Genomic DNA, 19,372 nt, shown 5'->3' with positions numbered 1-19,372 from the left:
TCGGATTTCGGTATGAAGAAGAAAACAGCAGCCCCGAGGCGGCGTAAGGCGAAGACCGCCAGCAGGACATCGAGCAGCAGTTATGAAATATCAGGGATCATCATCTTCCTCTTCGGCGTGTTTGCGCTGATTTCCCTGTTCAGCGATGGCACGGGAACGGTGGGGAAAATGGTGAGTGACGGGATTCACTTCCTCTTCGGAGTGGGTTCTCTTTTCTGCGCCCTTTTTCTCATCGTCTTCGGCGGCCGCTATGCCCTCCTGTCCCGGGGGATTGCCATTTCCAGGCGGAATGTGCTCCTTGGGGGGCTCTTTGTGATTTTCCTCACCTTCGTGCACCACTACTATGTGCCCATGGGACGGGAAATGGATATTTCCGAGATTCTCCATTACGGCGGCATCGTAGGGGGAGGTCTCACGGCCCTCTTCCACGGGGCCCTGGGAGAAATCGGGACCACCATTCTCCTTCTGGGACTGCTGGTGATCGATATCCTCCTTCTTACTCACTGGTCCCTGTCGGCGGGGGCGGAAAAGGTGGGCAGCCGGGCCCAGACCATCAGCAAAAAGACGGGGGAACGGCTGGGCGATGTGGCCCAGAAAATCCGGGACAAGAAGGCCGCCATGGATGCGGCCCGTTCTGCAGCCCGGCTGGAAGTGCTGGACGATAAGCCTACGGAATTTATTTTCAAGAAAAAAGAAGAGGAACCGGCGGAAGAACCGGTAGAAGAGCCGGAAGAAGTGACAGAGGAACCGGCAGAACCGGAACAGCCGGTGGAAGAACCGACGGTGGATGGCCTCGTGGCAGAACCGGAAGAAACGCCTGCCGAGGAGCCGGCACCGGAAGAAATGGAAGAGGTACCGCCTATGCCGCCGCTGCCGGAGGAAGAAGAACCGGCAGGGGAGGGGACTCCCGCAAGCAAGCCGGAGGAGGAAGAACCGGCGATGCCGGAAGCAACGGAAGAAGAACCGACTCCTGCACCCACGCCGGAACCTGTCCCTGCCCCGGAGCCGGCAGCAGAGGCAGCTTCTACAGCAGCGCCTGCTCCCCGTGCGCCTATTACGGCCATCGTGAAACCGGAATACAAATTTCCGCCTCTTTCCCTCCTCCATACGGATGGGGGAGCCGGGGCGAGCCATAACGACGTGGCGAAGAACGCTGCCCTCATCGAGTCTACCCTCCGGAGTTTCGGCGTCATGGCCAAGGTCATCCATGCCAGCGTAGGGCCTACGGTGACCCGGTTTGAGCTGCGTCCGGAAGTAGGGGTGCGGGTGAGCAAGATCGAAGGCCTCTCCAACGAGCTGGCCATGGCCCTTGCCGCTACCCATATCCGCATCGAAGCGCCGATTCCCGGCAAGTCGGCGGTGGGCATCGAAATCCCGAACGCCAAGTCCGTGGCCGTGCCCCTCCGGGACGTGCTGGACAGCGACGAATTCAAGCACGGGAAGGGCCATATCCTCGTGGCCCTGGGGAAGGACATCACCGGGAAGCCGGTGGTGACGGATCTCGCCAAGATGCCTCATCTTTTGATTGCGGGCTCCACGGGGTCCGGCAAGTCTGTGTGCATCAACTGCATCATTACATCCATCATTTACCACAGCAGGCCGGAGGACGTGAAGCTCATGCTCATCGACCCGAAGGTGGTGGAACTGTCGGTGTACAACGGTATTCCCCACCTCCGGACCGAAGTCATTACGAATATGAAGAAAGCCGAAGGGGCATTGAACTGGGCAGTCCGGGAAATGGAAGCCCGGTACCAGCTCTTCGCCGGCGCCAAAGTGCGTAACATCGACGGCTACAATAAGATGAATCCCGATAAGAAGATGCCCTACATCCTCATTATTGTGGATGAATTTGCGGACCTCATGAACGTGGCGGCTAAGGACGTGGAAGTCCTCATCCAGCGGCTCACCCAGAAAGCCCGGGCTGCCGGCATCCACCTGATCCTCGCTACCCAGCGTCCGTCGGCGGACGTCATTACGGGGGTCATCAAATCCAATATCCCCAGCCGCATCGCCTTCATGGTGGAGTCTGCCCTGAACTCCCGGATTATCCTGGACGAAGGAGGCGCAGAGACCCTCCTCGGCAAGGGGGATATGCTCTTTAAACAGGCAGGAGCCCTCACCACCGTCCGCATCCAGGGCGCCTTCATTTCCGACGAAGAAGTGGAGGCGGTGGTGGACTACGTACGGAACGAGTGCCTCCAGCAGGAAAAGGAACCGGTGAAGTACGAACCCATCGACCTCTCGGTGCCGGATAAAGAACAGCCCTCCCAGGAAGAGGAAGAAGAACAGGACGACCTCCTCCAGGAAGCGGCGGAATGGGTGCTGGATACAAAGAGGGCGTCGGTGTCTGCCCTCCAGCGGCGATTCCGCATCGGCTACACCCGGGCAGGGCGGCTCATGGACTCCATGGAACGCATGGGCATCGTAGGCCCCGCAGAAGGAGCGAAGCCCAGGGAAATCAGGATGACCAAGGACCAGGCGAGAGAGCTTTTTGAAGGTGGAAATGAGGCTCCGGCTGAAAGCGATGCAGGCCCGAAGAGCCCGGAGGCCTAGATCTAGGTCTAGGTCTAGGTGATTCGCCTGCGGCGCTTTGCTGGCTGAGTGTCGTGCGAACAGATGGGGCCTTGAGCCTTTAGCCTTGAGCCTTGAGCTGATCGGGTCCTGCGGGCCGATGGTTTCTGCCACATTCGATGATTGGCGGTGCGGCTGTTAGAAGATAGATGATAGAAGATAGACGATAGAGGGTCCGCCTGCGGCGCTTCCATCAGTTTCCATCAGCTAACCCCAGCCCCGTGGGCAGCCCCTTCCCAAGGAAGTGGCCTCGTGCAGAGACATTTGCACGTTTTATATGCAGAGTCGTTAGGGGTTCATCTGCGGCTGCGCCGCGAAAGCACCCCAACCTCCCCTCTTTAGAGGGGAGGGGGACCGCTTTAGCGGTGGAGGGGTGCCTATGGAAGCGCCGCAGGCGGATTATCTCGATCTCGGCCTCGACCTCGATCTCAACCAGACAGAGGGATTCTGATGGGTCTGCGGCGAAGCCGCGGGACCTCAATTCTCTTCACTCAAATCTCAATTAGAGATTGGGCGCGGTGCGCCACTGAATATCAAAGAAACGGGAGTTGTCTAACATCACTTTCTATTGGTTTTATCCCCTATTTGGGTACATACTTATGGTGGATGGGCGGATATACTACATAAACCCGTGGAGCTGAGTGGTGGAGCTGTGGCAGCGACTACCCCGTTCAATTAAATATGGAGATCATTCTTTGGAATTGAAAATTGGTGCCGCCGGGTTTTGGCCCGGCAATAGAGCCCGTAAGCTTATATCTTTGTACAATCGTCTCGATTGATTCAGAATGATCAGTCAATGTCCGCTACATTCACCTTTACTTCTTTATTTATCCTTATTGTAGAAAGGAGGAAAGATGCAATGCATGAACGCATGGAAATTGGTGACAGAAATGAATATATTCATCCCATATGCTGTGGGCTCGATGTCCATAAGAAATCAGTATTTGCAGCCGTCTTTATCTATGACAATAGTGACAGTCCGGTTAAATATTATACCGCCCAGTTTACTACGTATCCCAAAGACCTGAAGAAAATGACTGATTGGATCATTTCCAAAAACTGTCATGATGTATGTATGGAGTCTACCGGACAATACTGGCATCCAATATATGATGCAGCGGAAGAAGCCGGATTACATCCCCTTGTGTCTCATCCCAAGTACACCAAACCATTAAAAGGTAAAAAGAGTGATCCCGCTGATGCAAAATGGATTGCAAAATCCTATGCCAGTGGACGTGTGGTTGCAAGTTTTATTCCATCAAAAGAATTCAGAATCATGAGGTCAACAATCCGGTACTGCCAGAAAATTCATAATGCAATGACTGGAGAGAAAAACCGCATACTGAATTGCTTAACCGGGGAAGGCATCAAGCTTGATGTTGTTTTTTCAGATGTATTTGGGAAGACATCAAGATCAATCATTGACTATATGCTTAATCATCCTGGTGAGAAATTTAATGTGGCCCCATTCATTGGAAAACGATGCAAGACGCCAATCCCTGTTATCCAAGAGGCAGTAGCAAAGGCATCATCTGTAGATATATCTTCTTTGTCCAAACTCAAAGTGGCCTTCAGCAGGTTAGACAGAACTGTGAAAGATGAAGCAGTGCTCAAGCAGGACGTTGCAGAGAGAATGAAACCCTATGCTCATCAGCTGGAGCTGATCAGGACGGTCCCAGGATTTGACAGGGACCCATTTACCGCTATGCGGGTGCTGGCAGAAATTGGTCCGGACATGAGTGTATTTCCTTCGGCCAGACATCTTTGTTCATGGGCAGGTGTATGTCCGAGCCACGATTCAAGTGCCCACAAGGTAAAAGGCAGAAAAATATCCCGGGCAGGGAAATATTTGAAACCGCTGCTGGTTAATATTGCCAGATCAGTTGTACGTTCAAAAGACCACCCGGAAATTACAAGTCGCTTTAACCGTATAAAAAGCAGACGTGGTTACATGAAAGCCATCATCGCAATCTGTAAGATGTTCCTGACTGCCATCTGGCACATCTTAAGTAAGGACGAGCCTTACAAAACTGACGGCTACATGACTGCGAAGAAGCCTAAAAAGGCTAAAAGGGTAATGACGAGGACTCAACTCGCTGAATACCTTGCTTCGCAGGGGATAACTGTTGTTGATTGACAGCAGCAATCCGTTAACCACGTCCGGTTCATAAAGAACCTAAAGTTATTATACAACAGCTTTAGGAGGGAATAACCCCGAAAAAAATTAGATTTTCCAGGGGCTTTATAAAGTTACCCCAAAAGTAAGCTTGTTGTCGGGAGCTTATGTTTCAAGCTTCTTCTTGAACCCCCGTCATAGTCACTTACCAGAGAGATCTCTCGACTCCTCGAAGCTGTAGCGATTTTTACTTGTAGGGTCATTTGGCATACTGACTCCGCTCGAGATGACGGGGAAGAGAAAGAGTCAAATGGTGCAGTGAAACTGCTGATGGGCAGCCTCCTTCCACGGGAAGGAGGTGGCTGCGAAGCAGACAGAGGGATTCTGATGGGGCTGCGGCGAAGCCGCGGGACCTCAATTCTCTTCACTCAGATCTCACTTCTTCTTGAACCCCCGTCATAGTCACTCACCAGAGAGATCTCTCGACTCCTCGCAGCTGTAGCGATTTTTACTTGTAGGGTCATTTGGCATACTGCCACCGCTCGAGATGACGAGTTAGGGGAAGTGTGAGATAGTGCGATGAAACTGCTGATGGGGCGCCGCAGGCTGATTTTATGCGGCGTCAGCCGCCTATGGGCAGTCCCCCTTTTTCAAAGGGGGATGTCTGCGAAGCAGACAGAGGGATTCTGATGGGTCTGCGGCGAAGCCGCGGGACCTCAATTCTCTTCACTCAAATCTCAATTCTTCTTGAACCCCCGTCATAGTCACTTACCAGAGAGATCTCTCGACTCCTCGAAGCTGTAGCGATTTTTACTTGTAGGGTCATTTGGCATTCTACCACCGCTCGAGATGACGAGTTAGGGGAAGTGTGAGATAGTGCGGTGAAACTGCTGATGGAAGCGCCGCAGGCTGATTTTATGCGGCGTCAGCCGCCTATGGGCAGTCCCCCTTTTTCAAAGGGGGATGTCTGCGAAGCAGACAGAGGGATTCTGATGGGTCTGCGGCGAAGCCGCGGGACCTCAATGCTCTTCACTCAAATCTCAATTCTTCTTGAACCCCCGTCATAGTCACTTACCAGAGAGATCTCTCGACTCCTCGCAGCTGTAGCGATTCTTACAGGTAGAGTCACTTAGCATACTCACACCGCTCGAGATGACGGGGGAGCGTTATAGTCGATAGTGCGGTGAAATTACGATGGGCAGCCTCCTTCCTCGGGAAGGAGGTGGCTGCGAAGCAGACGGAGGTTAGCTGAAGGAAGCGCCGCAGGCTGACTATCTCGATCTCTGCCTCGGTCTCGCTCTTGTCCTACCGTGCATCTTCTCATTTCTTCTGTATGATTGTATGTTGCTGTATGATATAATTTTTCAAGAGGTGATTCCATGAAACGGCTGGCTTCGGTTTTTTTATTCCTGATCATGGCGGCTCTTGCTTTCTGGGGGATTCTTCACTATGCCCGGCATCTGGAGGCGGTGAAGGCGGAGAAGAAAAATCCTTCTGAATATGTAACAGTATATACGGACATGCCCAACGGCATGTTGGAAGCGCTTTCCGCTTCTTTTTTTAAGGACACCGGCCTGAAAATCAATTTGGTCTATCTCTCTTCGTCCCAGCTTCTTCGCGCTGACGGCGGGGGAGAGGATAATCCGCCGGCGGATCTCTATATTACGTCCCAGGATGGGCTCATGAAGCTGAAGAAGGGGGAGCTCCTTACGCCCTATTCTTCGGCCCAGACCGATACGGCCCTGAATCTTTTCAAGGATGAGGAGTGCTACTGGACGGGGCTCTGGGTGGATCCGGTGGTGTTTGCGGTGAACCGGGACTATGCGGACCGGCATCCCGCTTTTTCCTATACCTGGAATGAGGTGCTCACGAGGAATTCCGTGCGCCTTTCCATGACGGACTTCATGGCCGCCGATATGGCAGGGGACCTGCTCATGTGCCTCGTGGAGCATTTCGGCCTGGAGGATACGTTCCGGTACCTGGGAATTGCCCAGAACCATATGGTGCAGTACGGAAAATTCCTGTCCACCCCTTCCCGGATGGCGGGCATGGGGAAGTGCGATATCGGGATTTCCGGCCTCAATGAAGCGGTAAGAAGCCTGAAAGATAAGATGCCTATCCGCATCATGTATCCCGCCGACGGTTCTCCCTGGTACCTGTTCGGCGCCGGCATTTCTTCCCGCAGCCAGTATCCGGACAGGGCGAAGGTCCTTATGGACTGGCTCCTCACGTCTTCTGCCTATAAGAAGGATATGGAGGAGAACCAGTATTATTATATTTATGTGAACGATTACAACCTGGATCCGGACTCCGCCGGGAATTCCCTGGATTTCTGGAACCTGGAAAAAGAGTATTTTGATGAAGGTAAGAAAGACCTGCTCACCCGGTGGGGAGAGAAGATTCGTTTTGGAGGTACAAATAATTGACTAAAAGAAAACTTGGCTTCATAAGCCTGGGATGTTCGAAGAACCTGGTAGATACGGAAATGATGGTGGGCATCATGGAGAAGGCGGGCTATGAGCTGACGGAGGACCTGTCGGAGGCCCAGGTCATCATCATCAATACCTGTACCTTCATCGACCCGGCGAAGGAGGAGTCTGTCCAGACCATCCTGGAAGCGGCGGAGTACAAGAAGACCGGGAAATGTGAAAAACTGGTGGCCGCCGGCTGCCTGACCCAGCAGTACAAGCAGGCCCTGGGGAAGGAAATCCCGGAAATCGATGTATTTATCGGCACCGACTCCTGGCAGCACATCCTGGAAGCGGTGAATGAGTCCTATGAAAAGGACGAGAAGGTGTACAGCTTCGACACCACCCCCTGTGCCAATGAGGAACTGATTCCCCGGCAGACCCTGACGCCGAAGTATTCGGCCTATGTGAAAATCGCCGAAGGCTGCAGCAATGGCTGCACTTTCTGCTATATCCCCTATGTCCGGGGACCCATGCACAGCCGCACTATCCCTTCCATTGTCCATGAAGTACGGCGGCTGGCGGCCTCCGGGGTCCGGGAATTCAATCTCATCGCCCAGGACCTGTCCTGCTACGGCAGGGACCTGAAAGACGGCACCCGGCTGGCAACGCTCCTGAAGGAACTGGTAAAGATCGACGGGGTGAAGTGGATCCGCCTCTTTTACCTCTATCCCACCTATTTCGACGACGAACTGCTGGACGTGATCCTGAAGGAACCGAAGATCTGCAAGTATGTGGATATTCCGCTCCAGCATATCAGCGACCCCGTGCTGCAGCGCATGCACCGGAGGGATTCGTCCGAAAGCATCCGGACACTCCTTCGGAAACTCCGGGCCGCTACACCCCGGATGACCATCCGCACCACCCTCATGGTGGGATTCCCGGGAGAAACGGACGAAGATTTCGCAAAGCTCTGCGACTTCATCAAAGAAGTGCGGTTTGACGATATGGGGGCCTTCAAGTTCTCCCCCCAGGACGGCACCCCTGCTGCCCGGATGACGGACCAGGTGCCGGAAGAGGTCAAAGAAAACCGGTACCATGAACTCATGGCTATCCAGGCTGCTATTTCTGAAGAAAATAACGAAGATCTCATCGGCCGGGAAACGGAGGCCCTCGTGGAAGAGCTGGTGGACGACGGCGAAGGCCACATGCAGGCCAAGGGCCGCACCGCTTTCCAGGCCCCCGAGGTGGATGGCAATGTGTACATCGACAACCCGGGAGACCTGAAGCCCGGCGATTTCGTAAAAGTAAAGATCACCGACGGTTATGCCTATGATCTGATCGCTGAGAAGATTGACTGAGGGAATTGTTTTGGCGTCGAGCCAAAACAAGTGAATGGTTCGTAAGGGTTGTGGGTCGGGCTGCGCTGCGCTGGCCCGACCGGGTTGTGGCTTTCACATCGCTGCGCTCGTGAAAGCGGGTTGGGACGCTGCGCTTAAAAGGAAGGGGGGACCTTATATAACGCCGCCTTTGGCGGCTTATGAACCAACGGCCCCCGGTGCGAAGCACCCACAACCCGGTGAACAAGCGAAGCGTCGTTCACCTGCCACCCTTAGCCCCATACATGCCCATGGAGCGTACTTCTAGACACAAATAAGGAAGCATACATATGATTACCGAAATTATCACTACAGGAACGGAAATGCTCCTGGGGGAGATTGCCAATGAGAATGCCCAGTGGCTTGCTTCCTTCCTGAATGAACACGGCTACACCGTGGCCTACATGACGGTGGTGGGGGACAACCCGGCCCGCATGGAAGAGGCCTTCCGCATCGCCCTTTCCCGGGCGGATCTGGTCATTACTTCTGGGGGCCTGGGTTCCACGCTGGGAGATATCACGAAAAAAGCGGGGGCCCAGGTCATGGGACTTCCTTACGTCCATGTACCGGAGGAATCGAAGCGCCTTGCTGCCTATTATAAAGATAAACATAAAGAGTTCCTCCCGTCCCTGGACCGGCAGGCCTGGTTTGCAGAGGGAGCCCATATTTTTCCGAATGATGAAGGCTCTGCCAGCGGCTCAGCTTCCGTGAAGGGGGGAAAGGTGCTCATCCACCTTCCGGGGCCGCCCTTTGAAATGAAGACCATGATGAGGAACCATGTCCTGCCCTGGCTCACGGAGCACTATGGGAACCAGGGTATCATCCGGTCCCTGGTCCTTTCTTCCGTGCACCGGACGGAAGCGGAAATCGAAGAAATCATCGGCGACCTTTTACGGGCCCAGACGAACCCCACCATTGCCCTCTACGCCCGGCCGGGATACGTGGCTATCCGGGTGACGGCAAAGGGGACAGACGAAAAGGATGCGGACCGGCTCATCGAGTCCGTGGCATCGGAAATCGAGAAACGGATGACCGTTTCCCGGTATAACATAGAGGCGGACGTGGTGAAGGACCTCCATGAAATGCTCCTTGCCAAAGGGCTCACCGTGAGTGCCGCCGAGTCCTGTACGGGCGGTCTCATCGGAAAACTCCTCACCGACACCCCCGGCAGTTCAGAATATTTCAAGGGGAGCGCCGTGACTTACTGGAATGAAGCCAAGGAAAAGGTGCTCTCCGTCCATAAAGATACCCTTGACGAATACACCGCCGTCAGCGAGCCTGTGGCCCGGCAGATGGCGGAAGGGTCAAGGGCCCTCTACAGCAGCGATATCGCCGTCTCCACCACCGGCTACGCCGGCCCGGGGAAAGGGGAACGGGGCGAAGATGCGGGCCTCGTCTACATCGGCGTCTCCGGCCCCCTGGGCAGCGAAGTCCACGAGGAGCATTTCTACGGTTCCCGCCGCAGCGTCCGCTACGGCGCCGCAGAAAAGGCACTGTACTACGTGCTGAAGTATGCGGAGAGGTTACGGCCGGACAAATGAGCGTGTGACCGTACGAGGGATATGTGGCTGGGCAGCGTGTGTCCATGTGGGGGCTTCTAGCTGCTAGCGACTAGCTCTTAGGAAAGCTGGTCAGGCCCTACGGGCCCATTATCGTCAGTTCCCATCAGTTAACTCCAGTCCCGTGGGCAGCGCTGAAATTCCGATGGAAGCGCCGCAGGCGAATCAGCTTTCCTAGAAGCTAGCAGCCAGAAGCTAGAAGCCCCCGCAGGATTGCACGCTGCCCAGCCACAGGACACCGCCGCGAAGCGGCCGATGCCCTCGACCTCGACCTCGACCTCGATCTCGATCTTACATATAATTTGGTATTAACTCATATTTCACATATACACATATACACACATTCAAACAAGGAGGATTCAGATGGCTAACCAAAAAGATTTAAGCCCGGAAAAGAAGAAGGCCCTGGAAAGTGCCATGCACCAGATTACCAGGGAATTTGGGGCCGGTTCCATTATGCGGCTCGGAGACATGGGGGATAAGCTGGACATTGACGTCATCCCCACGGGGTCCCTGGCATTGGATATTGCCGTGGGCGTAGGTGGCTACCCCCGGGGCCGGGTCATTGAAATTTACGGACCTGAATCTTCCGGCAAGACCACCCTGGCTCTCCATGCTATCGCGGAAGCCCAGAAGCTGGGAGGCGTGGCGGCCTTCATCGATGCAGAACATGCCCTGGATCCCATGTATGCCCATAACCTGGGCGTAGATACGAAGGACCTTCTCATTTCCCAGCCGGACAGCGGCGAACAGGCCCTGTCCATCTGCGAATCCCTCGTCCGCAGCGGTGCCGTGGATATCGTGGTCATCGACTCCGTGGCCGCCCTCGTTCCGAAGCAGGAAATCGAAGGGGACATCAGCGACCAGTCCGTAGGCCTCCAGGCAAGGCTCATGAGTAAGGCCCTCCGGAAACTGACAGGGATTATCAGCAAATCCAGGACCATCGTCATTTTCATCAACCAGATCCGTGAAAAAGTGGGGGTCATGTTCGGCAACCCCGAAACCACCACCGGCGGCCGGGCATTGAAATTCTACGCTTCCATGCGTATCGAAATCCGCCGGGCCGAGGCCATCAAGAACGGCACCGAAGTCATCGGCAACCGCACCCGGGCGAAGGTGGTCAAGAACAAGGTGGCACCGCCTTTCAAAGTGGCAGAATTTGATATCATGTACGGCGAAGGGATTTCCAAGGAAGGCACCCTCCTGGACATCGCCGTGAACATGGACATCATCCAGAAGAGCGGCGCCTGGTACTCCTACAAGGGCAACCGCATCAGCCAGGGCAGGGAAGCGGCTAAGAAATACCTGAAGGAACATCCCGATGTGGCAGCGGAAATCGACAAGATCATCAGGGATACCCTCGTTGTAGAACCGGATCATTTCGAAGATGGCGTCTTATCCGAACAGGACGAAAAAGAAAAGTAACCGCACCTGCTACGAGGCGGCTCTCCATCTCCTCCAGTACCGGGGCCAGAGCGAAGCGGAGCTCCGGAAGAAACTGAAGGACCGGGAATACGGGGCAGGGGACATCGAAAAGACCGTGGAAAAACTGAAGTACTACGGCTACGTGAACGACGAAAGCCTGGCGGAAGACGTATTCCGCTCCTTCCGGGTCCGCCGCTGCTACGGGGATACCTATATCCACCTGAAAATGAAGGACCGGGGCCTGCCCTGCCCCTGGCATATCCCGGACGAGGAGGAAAGGGACAACGCCCTTTCCCTCCTCACCATGAAATCGAAAATCGTGCCTTCCATCCTCACAAACTACCGAAAGGCAGCGTCCTTCCTCCTGCGAAGGGGCTTCTCGTCAAGTGCTGTACGGCATGCCCTTACAGAACTGGATGTGAGGGATCGGGATTTTGAGGATGAAATGTGAAGTATTGTAAAGGCTGCAGCCAGAGTACAAATGGCGGCGCACCAATTGGTGGCGCCGCCTTTTCTATTGCCCCAGCCGCTTTGCGGTGGGTACCTGGATACATTGGATGGGCTGCGGTCCGGCTGTTAGACGATAGATGAGAGAAGATAGACGATAGAGGGTCCGCCTGCGGCAAATCAGTGTCCATCAGCTAACCCCAGCCCCGTGGGCAGCAGAGTCAATTGTCCGTTTTGAGGGTAGAGTCGTCAGGGACCCATCGGCGGCGAAGCCGCTGCAGATCTCGATCTCGGTCTCGATCTCAATCTTACTTGACGGAGGTTAGCTAATGGGTGCGCCGCAGGCGGAATATTGCGGCGCCAGCCGCCTATGGGCAGTCCCCCTTTCTCAAAGGGGGATGTCACGAAGTGACAGAGGGATTCTGATGGGGTTGCGGCGAAGCCGCTGGACCTGAAGTCTCTTCACTCAAATCTCAATTTCTTGAATCCCCGACACAGTCATCTACCTGAGAGATCTCTCGACTCATCGTAGCTGTAGCGATTTTTACCTGTAGGGTCATATGGCATGCTTCCTCCGCTCGAGATGACGGGGAAGAGTAAGAGTCAGATGGTGCGGTGAAATTACTGATGGGCAGCCTCCTTCCTTGGAAGGCGAAGGTCCTGCATAGGACCTTCGAGCCGGGCCCAAGTTGGCGTCTATACTGCACAATAAGACGCCTTCCTTTCAGGGCCCGGCGGTGGCGCCGCCAGGCGACGGAGGTTAGCTTATGGAAGCGCCGCAGGCTTAGAACTTGCTTCCCCCTTCGGGGGAAGTCCCGCGAAGCGGGCAAGGGGGTGCATTTGCGGCGAAGCCGCTAATGGTTAGTCTCCCTTTTCCAAAGGGAGATGTCTGCGCAGCAGACAGAGGGATTCTGATGGGTCTGCGGCGAAGCCGCTTGACCTCAACTCTCAACTCTCAAATCTCAAATCTATTTTTGCCCCCGTCACAGTCACTCACCAGAGAGATCTCGACTCATCGAAGCTGTAGCGATTTTTACCTGTAGGGTCATTTGGCATACTTCCTCCGCTCGAGATGACGGGGAAGAGAAAGAGTCAAATGGTGCAGTGAAACTGCTGATGGGCAGCCTCCTTCCTTGGAAGGCGAAGGTCCTGCAGAGGACCTTCGAGCCGGGCCCAAGTTGGCGCCTTTACTGCACATTAAGGCGCCTTCCTTTCAGGGCCCGGCGGTGGCGCCGCCAGGCGACGGAGGTTAGCTGTTGGGAGCGCCGCAGGCTTAGAACTTGCTTCCCCCTTCGGGGGAAGTCCCGCGAAGCGGGCAAGGGGGTGCATTTGCGGCGAAAGCCGCTAATGGTTAGTCTCCCTTTTCCAAAGGGGGATGTCACGAAGTGACAGAGGGATTCTGATGGGTCTGCGGCGAAGCCGCGGAGCCTAAACTCCCAACTCTCTTTCCTCAACTCTGTTTTTGAAAACCCCGTCACAGTCACTCACCAGAGAGATCTCTCGACTCCTCGTAGCTGTAGCGATTTTTAAAGGTAGGTTCATTTGGCATACTTCCACCGCTCGAGATGACGGGGAATAGAAAGAGTCAAATGGTGCAGTGAAACTGCTGATGAGCAGCCTCTTTCCTCGGGAAGGAGGTGGCTGCGAAGCAGACGGAGGTTAGCGGATGGGTGTGCCGCAGGCGGAATTTCCGCGGCGCCAGCCGCTGGACCTCAACTCTCAACTCTCAACTCTCAAATCTCAACTCTCTCCTTTCCCTGTAAAGTAAAAGTCAAAAAAGTAAAATCAAAGATCTGTACTTTTCCGAAAAGAAAATACAGATTTTTTTGCGCGCCTAATGGGAATAAATCCCTAAAAACGCAGTAGTTATGCTGAATATACCATCTGGAAACAGGGAAAAAGAAAAAGTAAAATTTTTTGATTTTACCTATTGACTATTTGACATTAAGGCACTATAATATATTTGCAAGTTGAGAGAGAAGGATGAATGGAGTGGCTAGTGGCTAGTGGCTAGTGGCTAGTGGCTAGTGGCTAGTGGCTGGTTTAGCTCCCATCGTTCCCAGTGAATCACAGAAAGCGGTGAGTACCAAATGAACAATACAATGCTATCGGATCGGATAGAGAAATTTATCCTGGAACTATTGGATAAGGATTCCGGAGACCAGGTGATGCTGAAGCGGAAGGACGTGGCGGACCTGTTAGAATGTGCGCCGTCCCAGGTGACTTACGTCATCAATACCCGATTTTCTTCGGATGACCGTTTCGTGGTGGAGTCCCGAAGGGGCAGCGGGGGATACATCAAGATTTCCCTCCGTACGAACCCGCCGCCGGGAAGGAAGATTCCCCAGCCTTCCCGGACTACCGGAAAGAGGAACGATGCCAATACCGGCAGCAGCCGTAAGCGTGAGGATACACCGAACCCGAACAGTATCGAGACCATCGAGAATGGTCTCGACGGGTACTACCGCATGCTGGTGGATTACGAACTCATTTCCGGCCAGGAATATCGATTGATTTGTGCAATGACCCACACCATGCTGGAGTATTGTCCCGAAAGCCACAGACGGGAAGCGGCGAAGACATTGATTCACCGTGTGGAGTGGGTATTGAAAGGAGATTGAAAATATGCTTTGTGATCGTTGCCATGGAAGAGAAGCAGTGGTCCATGTGACACAGATCATTAATGGACATAGAACGGAACGGCACCTGTGCCGGGAATGTGCAGCCAAGGAAAATCTCATGAATGATTCCATGGGGTTCTTCGGACACGACCTGTTCCGTAACAGCTTCGATTCCTTCTTTAATGATGGATTCATGAATTCCCTGTTCCGCCCGGCCCGGACCACCATTGAAAGTCTGTCCTGCCCGGAATGCGGGAAGAAGTACGAAGATTTCAAGAAAGACGGTCTCCTGGGCTGCCCGGGATGCTATGAAGCGTTCCGCGAAAAACTCCGTCCCGCCTTCCAGCACATGCAGGGTGCCCACCGGTACAGCGGCGACGCCCCGAAACCGGCGGAAGACAGGAAGGAGAAAGCGCAGGAGGAATCTCCGGAGCTCAAGGAACTTCGCGATAAACTGAGTAAACTGGTGGCCGATGAAAATTACGAAGAGGCCGCCAAAGTGAGAGATGAAATTCATAAACTGGAAAACAAAGGCTCTGATAAAGGAGGCAGTTCCAAATGACTTTGGATGAAATACTGGAGAATGATCTTCCCCGGTGGGCCCAGATCACAAAGGAAGACCCGGTCCTCTTCTCGAGAATCGCCCTCTTCCGGAATGTGAAGGGCATCCATTTTCCCTCCCGTCTCACGGGGGAGGAAAGGAAGAAGTCCTCCCGCCTGGCGGATGAAGCGGTACAGTCGCTCAATGACCACGGCTACGGTCCCTTCATTCCCTATTCCCTGAAGGCCCTGGAGCCGAAGGAAAAGGAAATCCTGGCGGAGAAGGGATTTCTCCCGGAGGACGATGAAACCCTGGACGACGATACGAGGCTTTACGTCAATGAAGACGGAAGCCTGGCGGTGCGGACCAATGTGAAGGACCACCTGGCGTACCTGGGATTCTCCGGTGGCAATACGGTGTACAGCCTCTGGAAACGGGCGTCCCGGCTGGCCGATGAAAGTGCGGGCATCCTGGACTACGCCTTTGACCGGGAATTCGGATACCTCACTGCCTCTCCCCAGTATACGGGGACGGGGCTGAAGATGGTGTCCCTCCTCTTCCTGCCGGGCTTTACGGTCCACGGACGGATCGGGGAGCTGGCGGAGTTCCTGGAGCTTCGGGGCTTCCATCTCACACCGGTTACAGGGAGGGCGGACAGCCGGTATCCCTATTATCGTATAGAAAATACAAGGTCCCTGGGCATCAGGGAAATGGACTACGTGTCCGAACTGGATAAGATCCTCCAGATAATCAGCGAAGAAGAGAAGAAGCTCTGGAAAGAGACCTTCGAAAGCTCCGCGGATGTGCTGCGGGATAAGATCTGGCGGGCCGTGGGAACCCTGAAATACGCAAGGCGCATCGGAAAGGAAGAGGCCCTGTATCTCACGGGTCTCATCCGCATGGGTATCAATGCGGATATGATTCCCGATGAAGATGGACTTCTGTTCTACCGTCTCTATTCCCTCATCCCCGACAGCCAGGTGGCGGAAATTACCCATTCCGCCGATGGCGGCGAGGAGGATATGGAAATGTGGCGCAGCGCCCTTCTCCGGGATGCGCTGAAGGGGTTGTGAGACAAAGCGGTTATGAGGTGGCCCAATGGGGCGGGGGCTGCTAGCCGCTAGCTTCTAGCAGCTAGGAAAGCTGGTCCGCCTACGGCATGACAAGCAGCCGGGGCGATCCGGTGGGAGCGCCGCAGGCTGGTGAGTTTTCCTAACAGCCAGCAGCTGGAAGCTAGAAGCTCCCACTCCGGTGATTCCGGACGCAACCCGCCGATTATCGGTCTCATGAAATTCAGATATGCAGAACATTGATATAAAGACTCTAAACAAAAGGAGGAGTTACTATGGAAGACAGATTTACTGATGGCGTGAAAAACGCCTGGAAATTTGCCGCACAGGAAGCTGTCAAACTGGGCAGTGATTACGTAGGCACGGAACATCTTCTTCTGGGCATTGCCCATGAAAAAGACACCGCCGGCGGCAAGATCCTGAATTCCCTCGGCGTCACTGTGGAAGCCGTGGAAAACATGCTGTCCCAGGCCGGCAGCCGGTCCATCTTCAGCAGCGGCGATGAAGTGTATGTGGCACCGCGGACGAAACGGGTGCTGCAGATGGCTGTGGAAGAAGCCAATGAACTTGGCAATTCCTACGTTGGCACGGAACACCTGCTCCTGGCCATCCTGAAAGAAGGGGGCGGCCTGGCTGTCCAGATCCTGGAAAACTTCGGTGTCACCGAGGATAAACTGGAAAAGGCCTTCGAAAAATTCGTTTCCGAAGACAATAATGGCCAGAGCACTTCCGCTGAACTGGGAGACCTGGGCGGCTTCGCAGTGGACCTGAATGAAAAGGCCAAACAGGGCAAGATTGACCCCGTCATCGGCAGAAACGATGAAATCAACCGGGTCATCCAGATCCTGTCCCGTCGGAACAAGAACAACCCGGTCCTCATCGGTGAACCGGGCGTAGGTAAGACCGCCATCGCCGAAGGCCTGGCACAGCGGATCGTAAATAACGATGTGCCGGAAATCCTGAAAAACTGCCACATTATTTCCCTGAATATGTCCTCCGTAGTAGCAGGCACCAAGTACAGAGGGGAATTCGAGGAACGGCTGAAAAAGGTGATTGATGAAGTAAAGAAACATCCGGACTGGATCCTCTTCATCGATGAACTGCACACCCTCGTAGGCGCAGGTTCCAGTGAAGGCTCCATGGATGCAGCCAACATCATGAAACCGGCTCTTGCCCGTGGCGAACTCCGCTGCATCGGTGCTACCACCCTCAAGGAATACAAGAAATATATTGAAAAAGATGCAGCCCTGGAACGTCGTTTCCAGCCGGTCAAAGTGGGTGAACCGACACCGAAGGATACCCTGGAAATTCTGAAGGGCCTCCTGGATCGGTACGAAGCCTTCCATAAGGCAAAGATCACCGATGAAGCCCTGAAGGCAGCCGTGGAACTGTCCGGCCGTTACATTACCGACCGTTTCCAGCCGGATAAAGCCATCGATGTCATCGATGAAGCCGCTGCCAAAGTCCGCATGGAAGCTTCTTCCACTCCGGAAGGACTGAAGAAGAAAGAGGAACAGCTGGAATCCATCAATAAAGAAAAGGAAGCCGCCGTTTCTTCCCAGGACTTTGAAAAAGCAGCCGTATATCGTGACCAGGCTAAGAAACTGCAGACCGAAATCGATGCCCTGAAGAAAGACTGGAAGGGCGGAGACCATGACCATCTGCAGGTGACCGCAGAAGATGTGGCAGAAGTGGTTTCCAAATGGACCGGCGTGCCCGTGGAAAACCTGAAGAAGAGCGATGCTGAACGGCTGCTCCATCTGGAAGATGAACTCCATAAGAGGGTCATCGGCCAGGATGAAGCTGTCCATGCGGTGGCTACCGCTATCCGCCGGGCAAGGGCGGGCATGAAAGACCCGAAACGTCCGATCGGCTCCTTCCTCTTCCTTGGCTCCACCGGTGTGGGCAAGACCGAACTGGCCCGTGCCCTTGCTGAATGTATGTTCGGCAGCGAGAAGAACATGATCCGTTTCGATATGTCCGAATACATGGAGAAACACGAAGTCTCCCGTCTCGTCGGTGCGCCCCCAGGATACGTGGGCTATGAAGAAGGCGGCCAGCTCACCGATGCGGTTCGCCGCAATCCGTACAGCGTCATCCTCTTCGATGAAGTGGAAAAAGCCCATATGGACTTCTTCAACATCCTGCTCCAGGTACTGGACGACGGCCGCCTGACCGATGGCCAGGGCCGGACCGTGGACTTCACGAACTGCGTCATCATCATGACCAGTAACCTGGGCTCCAACTTCATCGAAGGCCAGATGAAACAGCTGGGCTTCAACTCCGGCGACGAAAAAGAAGAGAAGAAGGATACCTTCGAAGACATCAAGAAGATGATCATGGACCAGGTGAAACGGACCTTCCGTCCTGAATTCATCAACCGTATCGATGAAATCGTAGTATTCCATCCGCTCACTCCGGAAAACCTCTCCGAAATCGTCAACCTCATGCTGAAGAAAGTAGAAGGCAAACTGGCTCACTTCCATGTGACCCTGGACGTCTCCGATGATGCAAAGAAGATCATCATCAAAGACGGCACGGACGTGGAATACGGTGCTCGTCCCCTGAAGAGGACCATCCAGAAAGAACTGGAAGACCCGATTTCCGAAATCATCCTCCAGGGCGGCCTGAAGGACAAGAAAGTCCTCCACGTCGGCAAGGACGACAAGGATAAACTCACATTCAAAGCCGAATAATCAAGGCGTAGAATGATATAATGGACACAGGAATCAGATTCCTGTGTCCATTTTTTATATGGGTAAGGGCTGCAGCCAGGGATGGTGCGGCGCACAGATTATATAGCACCGCAGAATATGTATCCGGCGGCGATGCCGCAGAACCTCCAACCTTCCTCATAGATGGGGGAAGTTATATCAGACACCCACCAACCCTCCCTCTTTAGAGGGAGGGTTGGTGGGTGGGTGGCCGCGAAGCGGCTGGAGTAATAGCAGAAGACAGCAGGAGCTGCTTCAGCGGGAACCCCCTCCGTCTCGCTTCGCTCGCCACCTCCCCCATAGATGGGGGAGGTTAAACCAACACCCCAACCTCCCCTCTTTAGAGGGGAGGGGGACCGCGTTAGCGGTGGAAGGGTGGCCGCAGAGCGGCTGAGGTATTAGCACAAGACGGTAAGGAGCGACTTCAGCGGGAACCCCCTCCGTCTCGCTTCGCTCGCCACCTCCCCCATAGATGGGGAGGTTAAGCCAACACCCCAACCTCCCCTCTTTAGAGGGGAGGG

Annotated in this window: 11 protein-coding genes; all 11 read left to right on the top strand. The window is 54.4% G+C overall.

Annotated features, from left to right (window positions below):
- Positions 1–12 precede the first annotated feature (12 nt).
- The 11 genes from ACFWUL_RS05695 to ACFWUL_RS05645 all read left to right on the top strand — a co-directional run bounded on the left by ACFWUL_RS05695 (position 13) and on the right by ACFWUL_RS05645 (position 18,833).
- Positions 13–2,553, top strand: a complete 2,541-nt coding sequence (locus ACFWUL_RS05695; RefSeq protein ID WP_416178066.1) for a DNA translocase FtsK 4TM domain-containing protein — start codon at positions 13–15, stop codon at positions 2,551–2,553.
- A gap of 814 nt (positions 2,554–3,367) precedes the next feature.
- On the top strand, positions 3,368–4,708 hold the full coding sequence (locus tag ACFWUL_RS05690; RefSeq protein ID WP_416177053.1) for an IS110 family transposase: 1,341 nt from the start codon (positions 3,368–3,370) through the stop codon (positions 4,706–4,708).
- Positions 4,709–6,066: 1,358 nt separating this feature from the next.
- Entirely contained in the window at positions 6,067–7,113 is a 1,047-nt protein-coding gene (locus ACFWUL_RS05685) for an ABC transporter substrate-binding protein (RefSeq protein ID WP_416178065.1), read from the top strand.
- Positions 7,110–8,456, top strand: a complete 1,347-nt coding sequence (gene rimO, locus ACFWUL_RS05680) for a 30S ribosomal protein S12 methylthiotransferase RimO (protein ID WP_416178064.1) — start codon at positions 7,110–7,112, stop codon at positions 8,454–8,456. Before ACFWUL_RS05685 ends, rimO begins: the two co-directional genes overlap by 4 nt.
- A 308-nt stretch (positions 8,457–8,764) precedes the next feature.
- Positions 8,765–10,015, top strand: a complete 1,251-nt coding sequence (locus ACFWUL_RS05675) for a competence/damage-inducible protein A (RefSeq protein WP_416178063.1) — start codon at positions 8,765–8,767, stop codon at positions 10,013–10,015.
- Positions 10,016–10,396: 381 nt separating this feature from the next.
- Positions 10,397–11,458, top strand: a complete 1,062-nt coding sequence (gene recA / locus ACFWUL_RS05670) for a recombinase RecA (protein ID WP_296096138.1) — start codon at positions 10,397–10,399, stop codon at positions 11,456–11,458.
- The gene (locus ACFWUL_RS05665; RefSeq protein ID WP_416178062.1) at positions 11,421–11,909 is read left to right on the top strand and encodes a regulatory protein RecX; all 489 of its coding nucleotides are present in this window, start codon (positions 11,421–11,423) and stop codon (positions 11,907–11,909) included. Before recA ends, ACFWUL_RS05665 begins: the two co-directional genes overlap by 38 nt.
- 2,086 nt (positions 11,910–13,995) lie before the next feature.
- Complete coding sequence (locus tag ACFWUL_RS05660) at positions 13,996–14,526, top strand: CtsR family transcriptional regulator (RefSeq protein ID WP_416178061.1); 531 nt, start codon at positions 13,996–13,998, stop codon at positions 14,524–14,526.
- Between the two features lie 4 nt (positions 14,527–14,530).
- Positions 14,531–15,088, top strand: coding sequence for a UvrB/UvrC motif-containing protein (locus tag ACFWUL_RS05655; RefSeq protein WP_416178060.1), 558 nt, complete (start codon positions 14,531–14,533; stop codon positions 15,086–15,088).
- Positions 15,085–16,140: a hypothetical protein gene (locus tag ACFWUL_RS05650; protein WP_416178059.1), complete on the top strand. Its 1,056-nt coding sequence runs from the start codon at positions 15,085–15,087 to the stop codon at positions 16,138–16,140. Before ACFWUL_RS05655 ends, ACFWUL_RS05650 begins: the two co-directional genes overlap by 4 nt.
- 272 nt (positions 16,141–16,412) lie before the next feature.
- Entirely contained in the window at positions 16,413–18,833 is a 2,421-nt protein-coding gene (locus ACFWUL_RS05645; protein WP_416178058.1) for an ATP-dependent Clp protease ATP-binding subunit, read from the top strand.
- The last annotated feature ends 539 nt before the right edge of the window (positions 18,834–19,372 follow it).

It is taken from the genome of Dialister sp. (assembly GCF_047832375.1).
Taxonomy (GTDB): Bacteria; Bacillota; Negativicutes; order Veillonellales; family Dialisteraceae; genus Dialister.
Note: the sequence above shows the minus strand (reverse complement) of the source record. Positions and strands in the feature narration are given on the sequence as shown.

Bases quoted from the DNA above. Each gene is read 5' to 3' on its own strand.
- ACFWUL_RS05695 (WP_416178066.1), top strand. From the start codon at position 13: ATGAAGAAGAAAACAGCAGCCCCGAGGCGGCGTAAGGCGAAGACCGCC.
- ACFWUL_RS05690 (WP_416177053.1), top strand. From the start codon at position 3,368: ATGTCCGCTACATTCACCTTTACTTCTTTATTTATCCTTATTGTAGAA.
- ACFWUL_RS05685 (WP_416178065.1), top strand. From the start codon at position 6,067: ATGAAACGGCTGGCTTCGGTTTTTTTATTCCTGATCATGGCGGCTCTT.
- ACFWUL_RS05675 (WP_416178063.1), top strand. From the start codon at position 8,765: ATGATTACCGAAATTATCACTACAGGAACGGAAATGCTCCTGGGGGAG.
- recA (WP_296096138.1), top strand. From the start codon at position 10,397: ATGGCTAACCAAAAAGATTTAAGCCCGGAAAAGAAGAAGGCCCTGGAA.
- ACFWUL_RS05665 (WP_416178062.1), top strand. From the start codon at position 11,421: ATGGCGTCTTATCCGAACAGGACGAAAAAGAAAAGTAACCGCACCTGC.
- ACFWUL_RS05660 (WP_416178061.1), top strand. From the start codon at position 13,996: ATGAACAATACAATGCTATCGGATCGGATAGAGAAATTTATCCTGGAA.
- ACFWUL_RS05655 (WP_416178060.1), top strand. From the start codon at position 14,531: ATGCTTTGTGATCGTTGCCATGGAAGAGAAGCAGTGGTCCATGTGACA.
- ACFWUL_RS05650 (WP_416178059.1), top strand. From the start codon at position 15,085: ATGACTTTGGATGAAATACTGGAGAATGATCTTCCCCGGTGGGCCCAG.
- ACFWUL_RS05645 (WP_416178058.1), top strand. From the start codon at position 16,413: ATGGAAGACAGATTTACTGATGGCGTGAAAAACGCCTGGAAATTTGCC.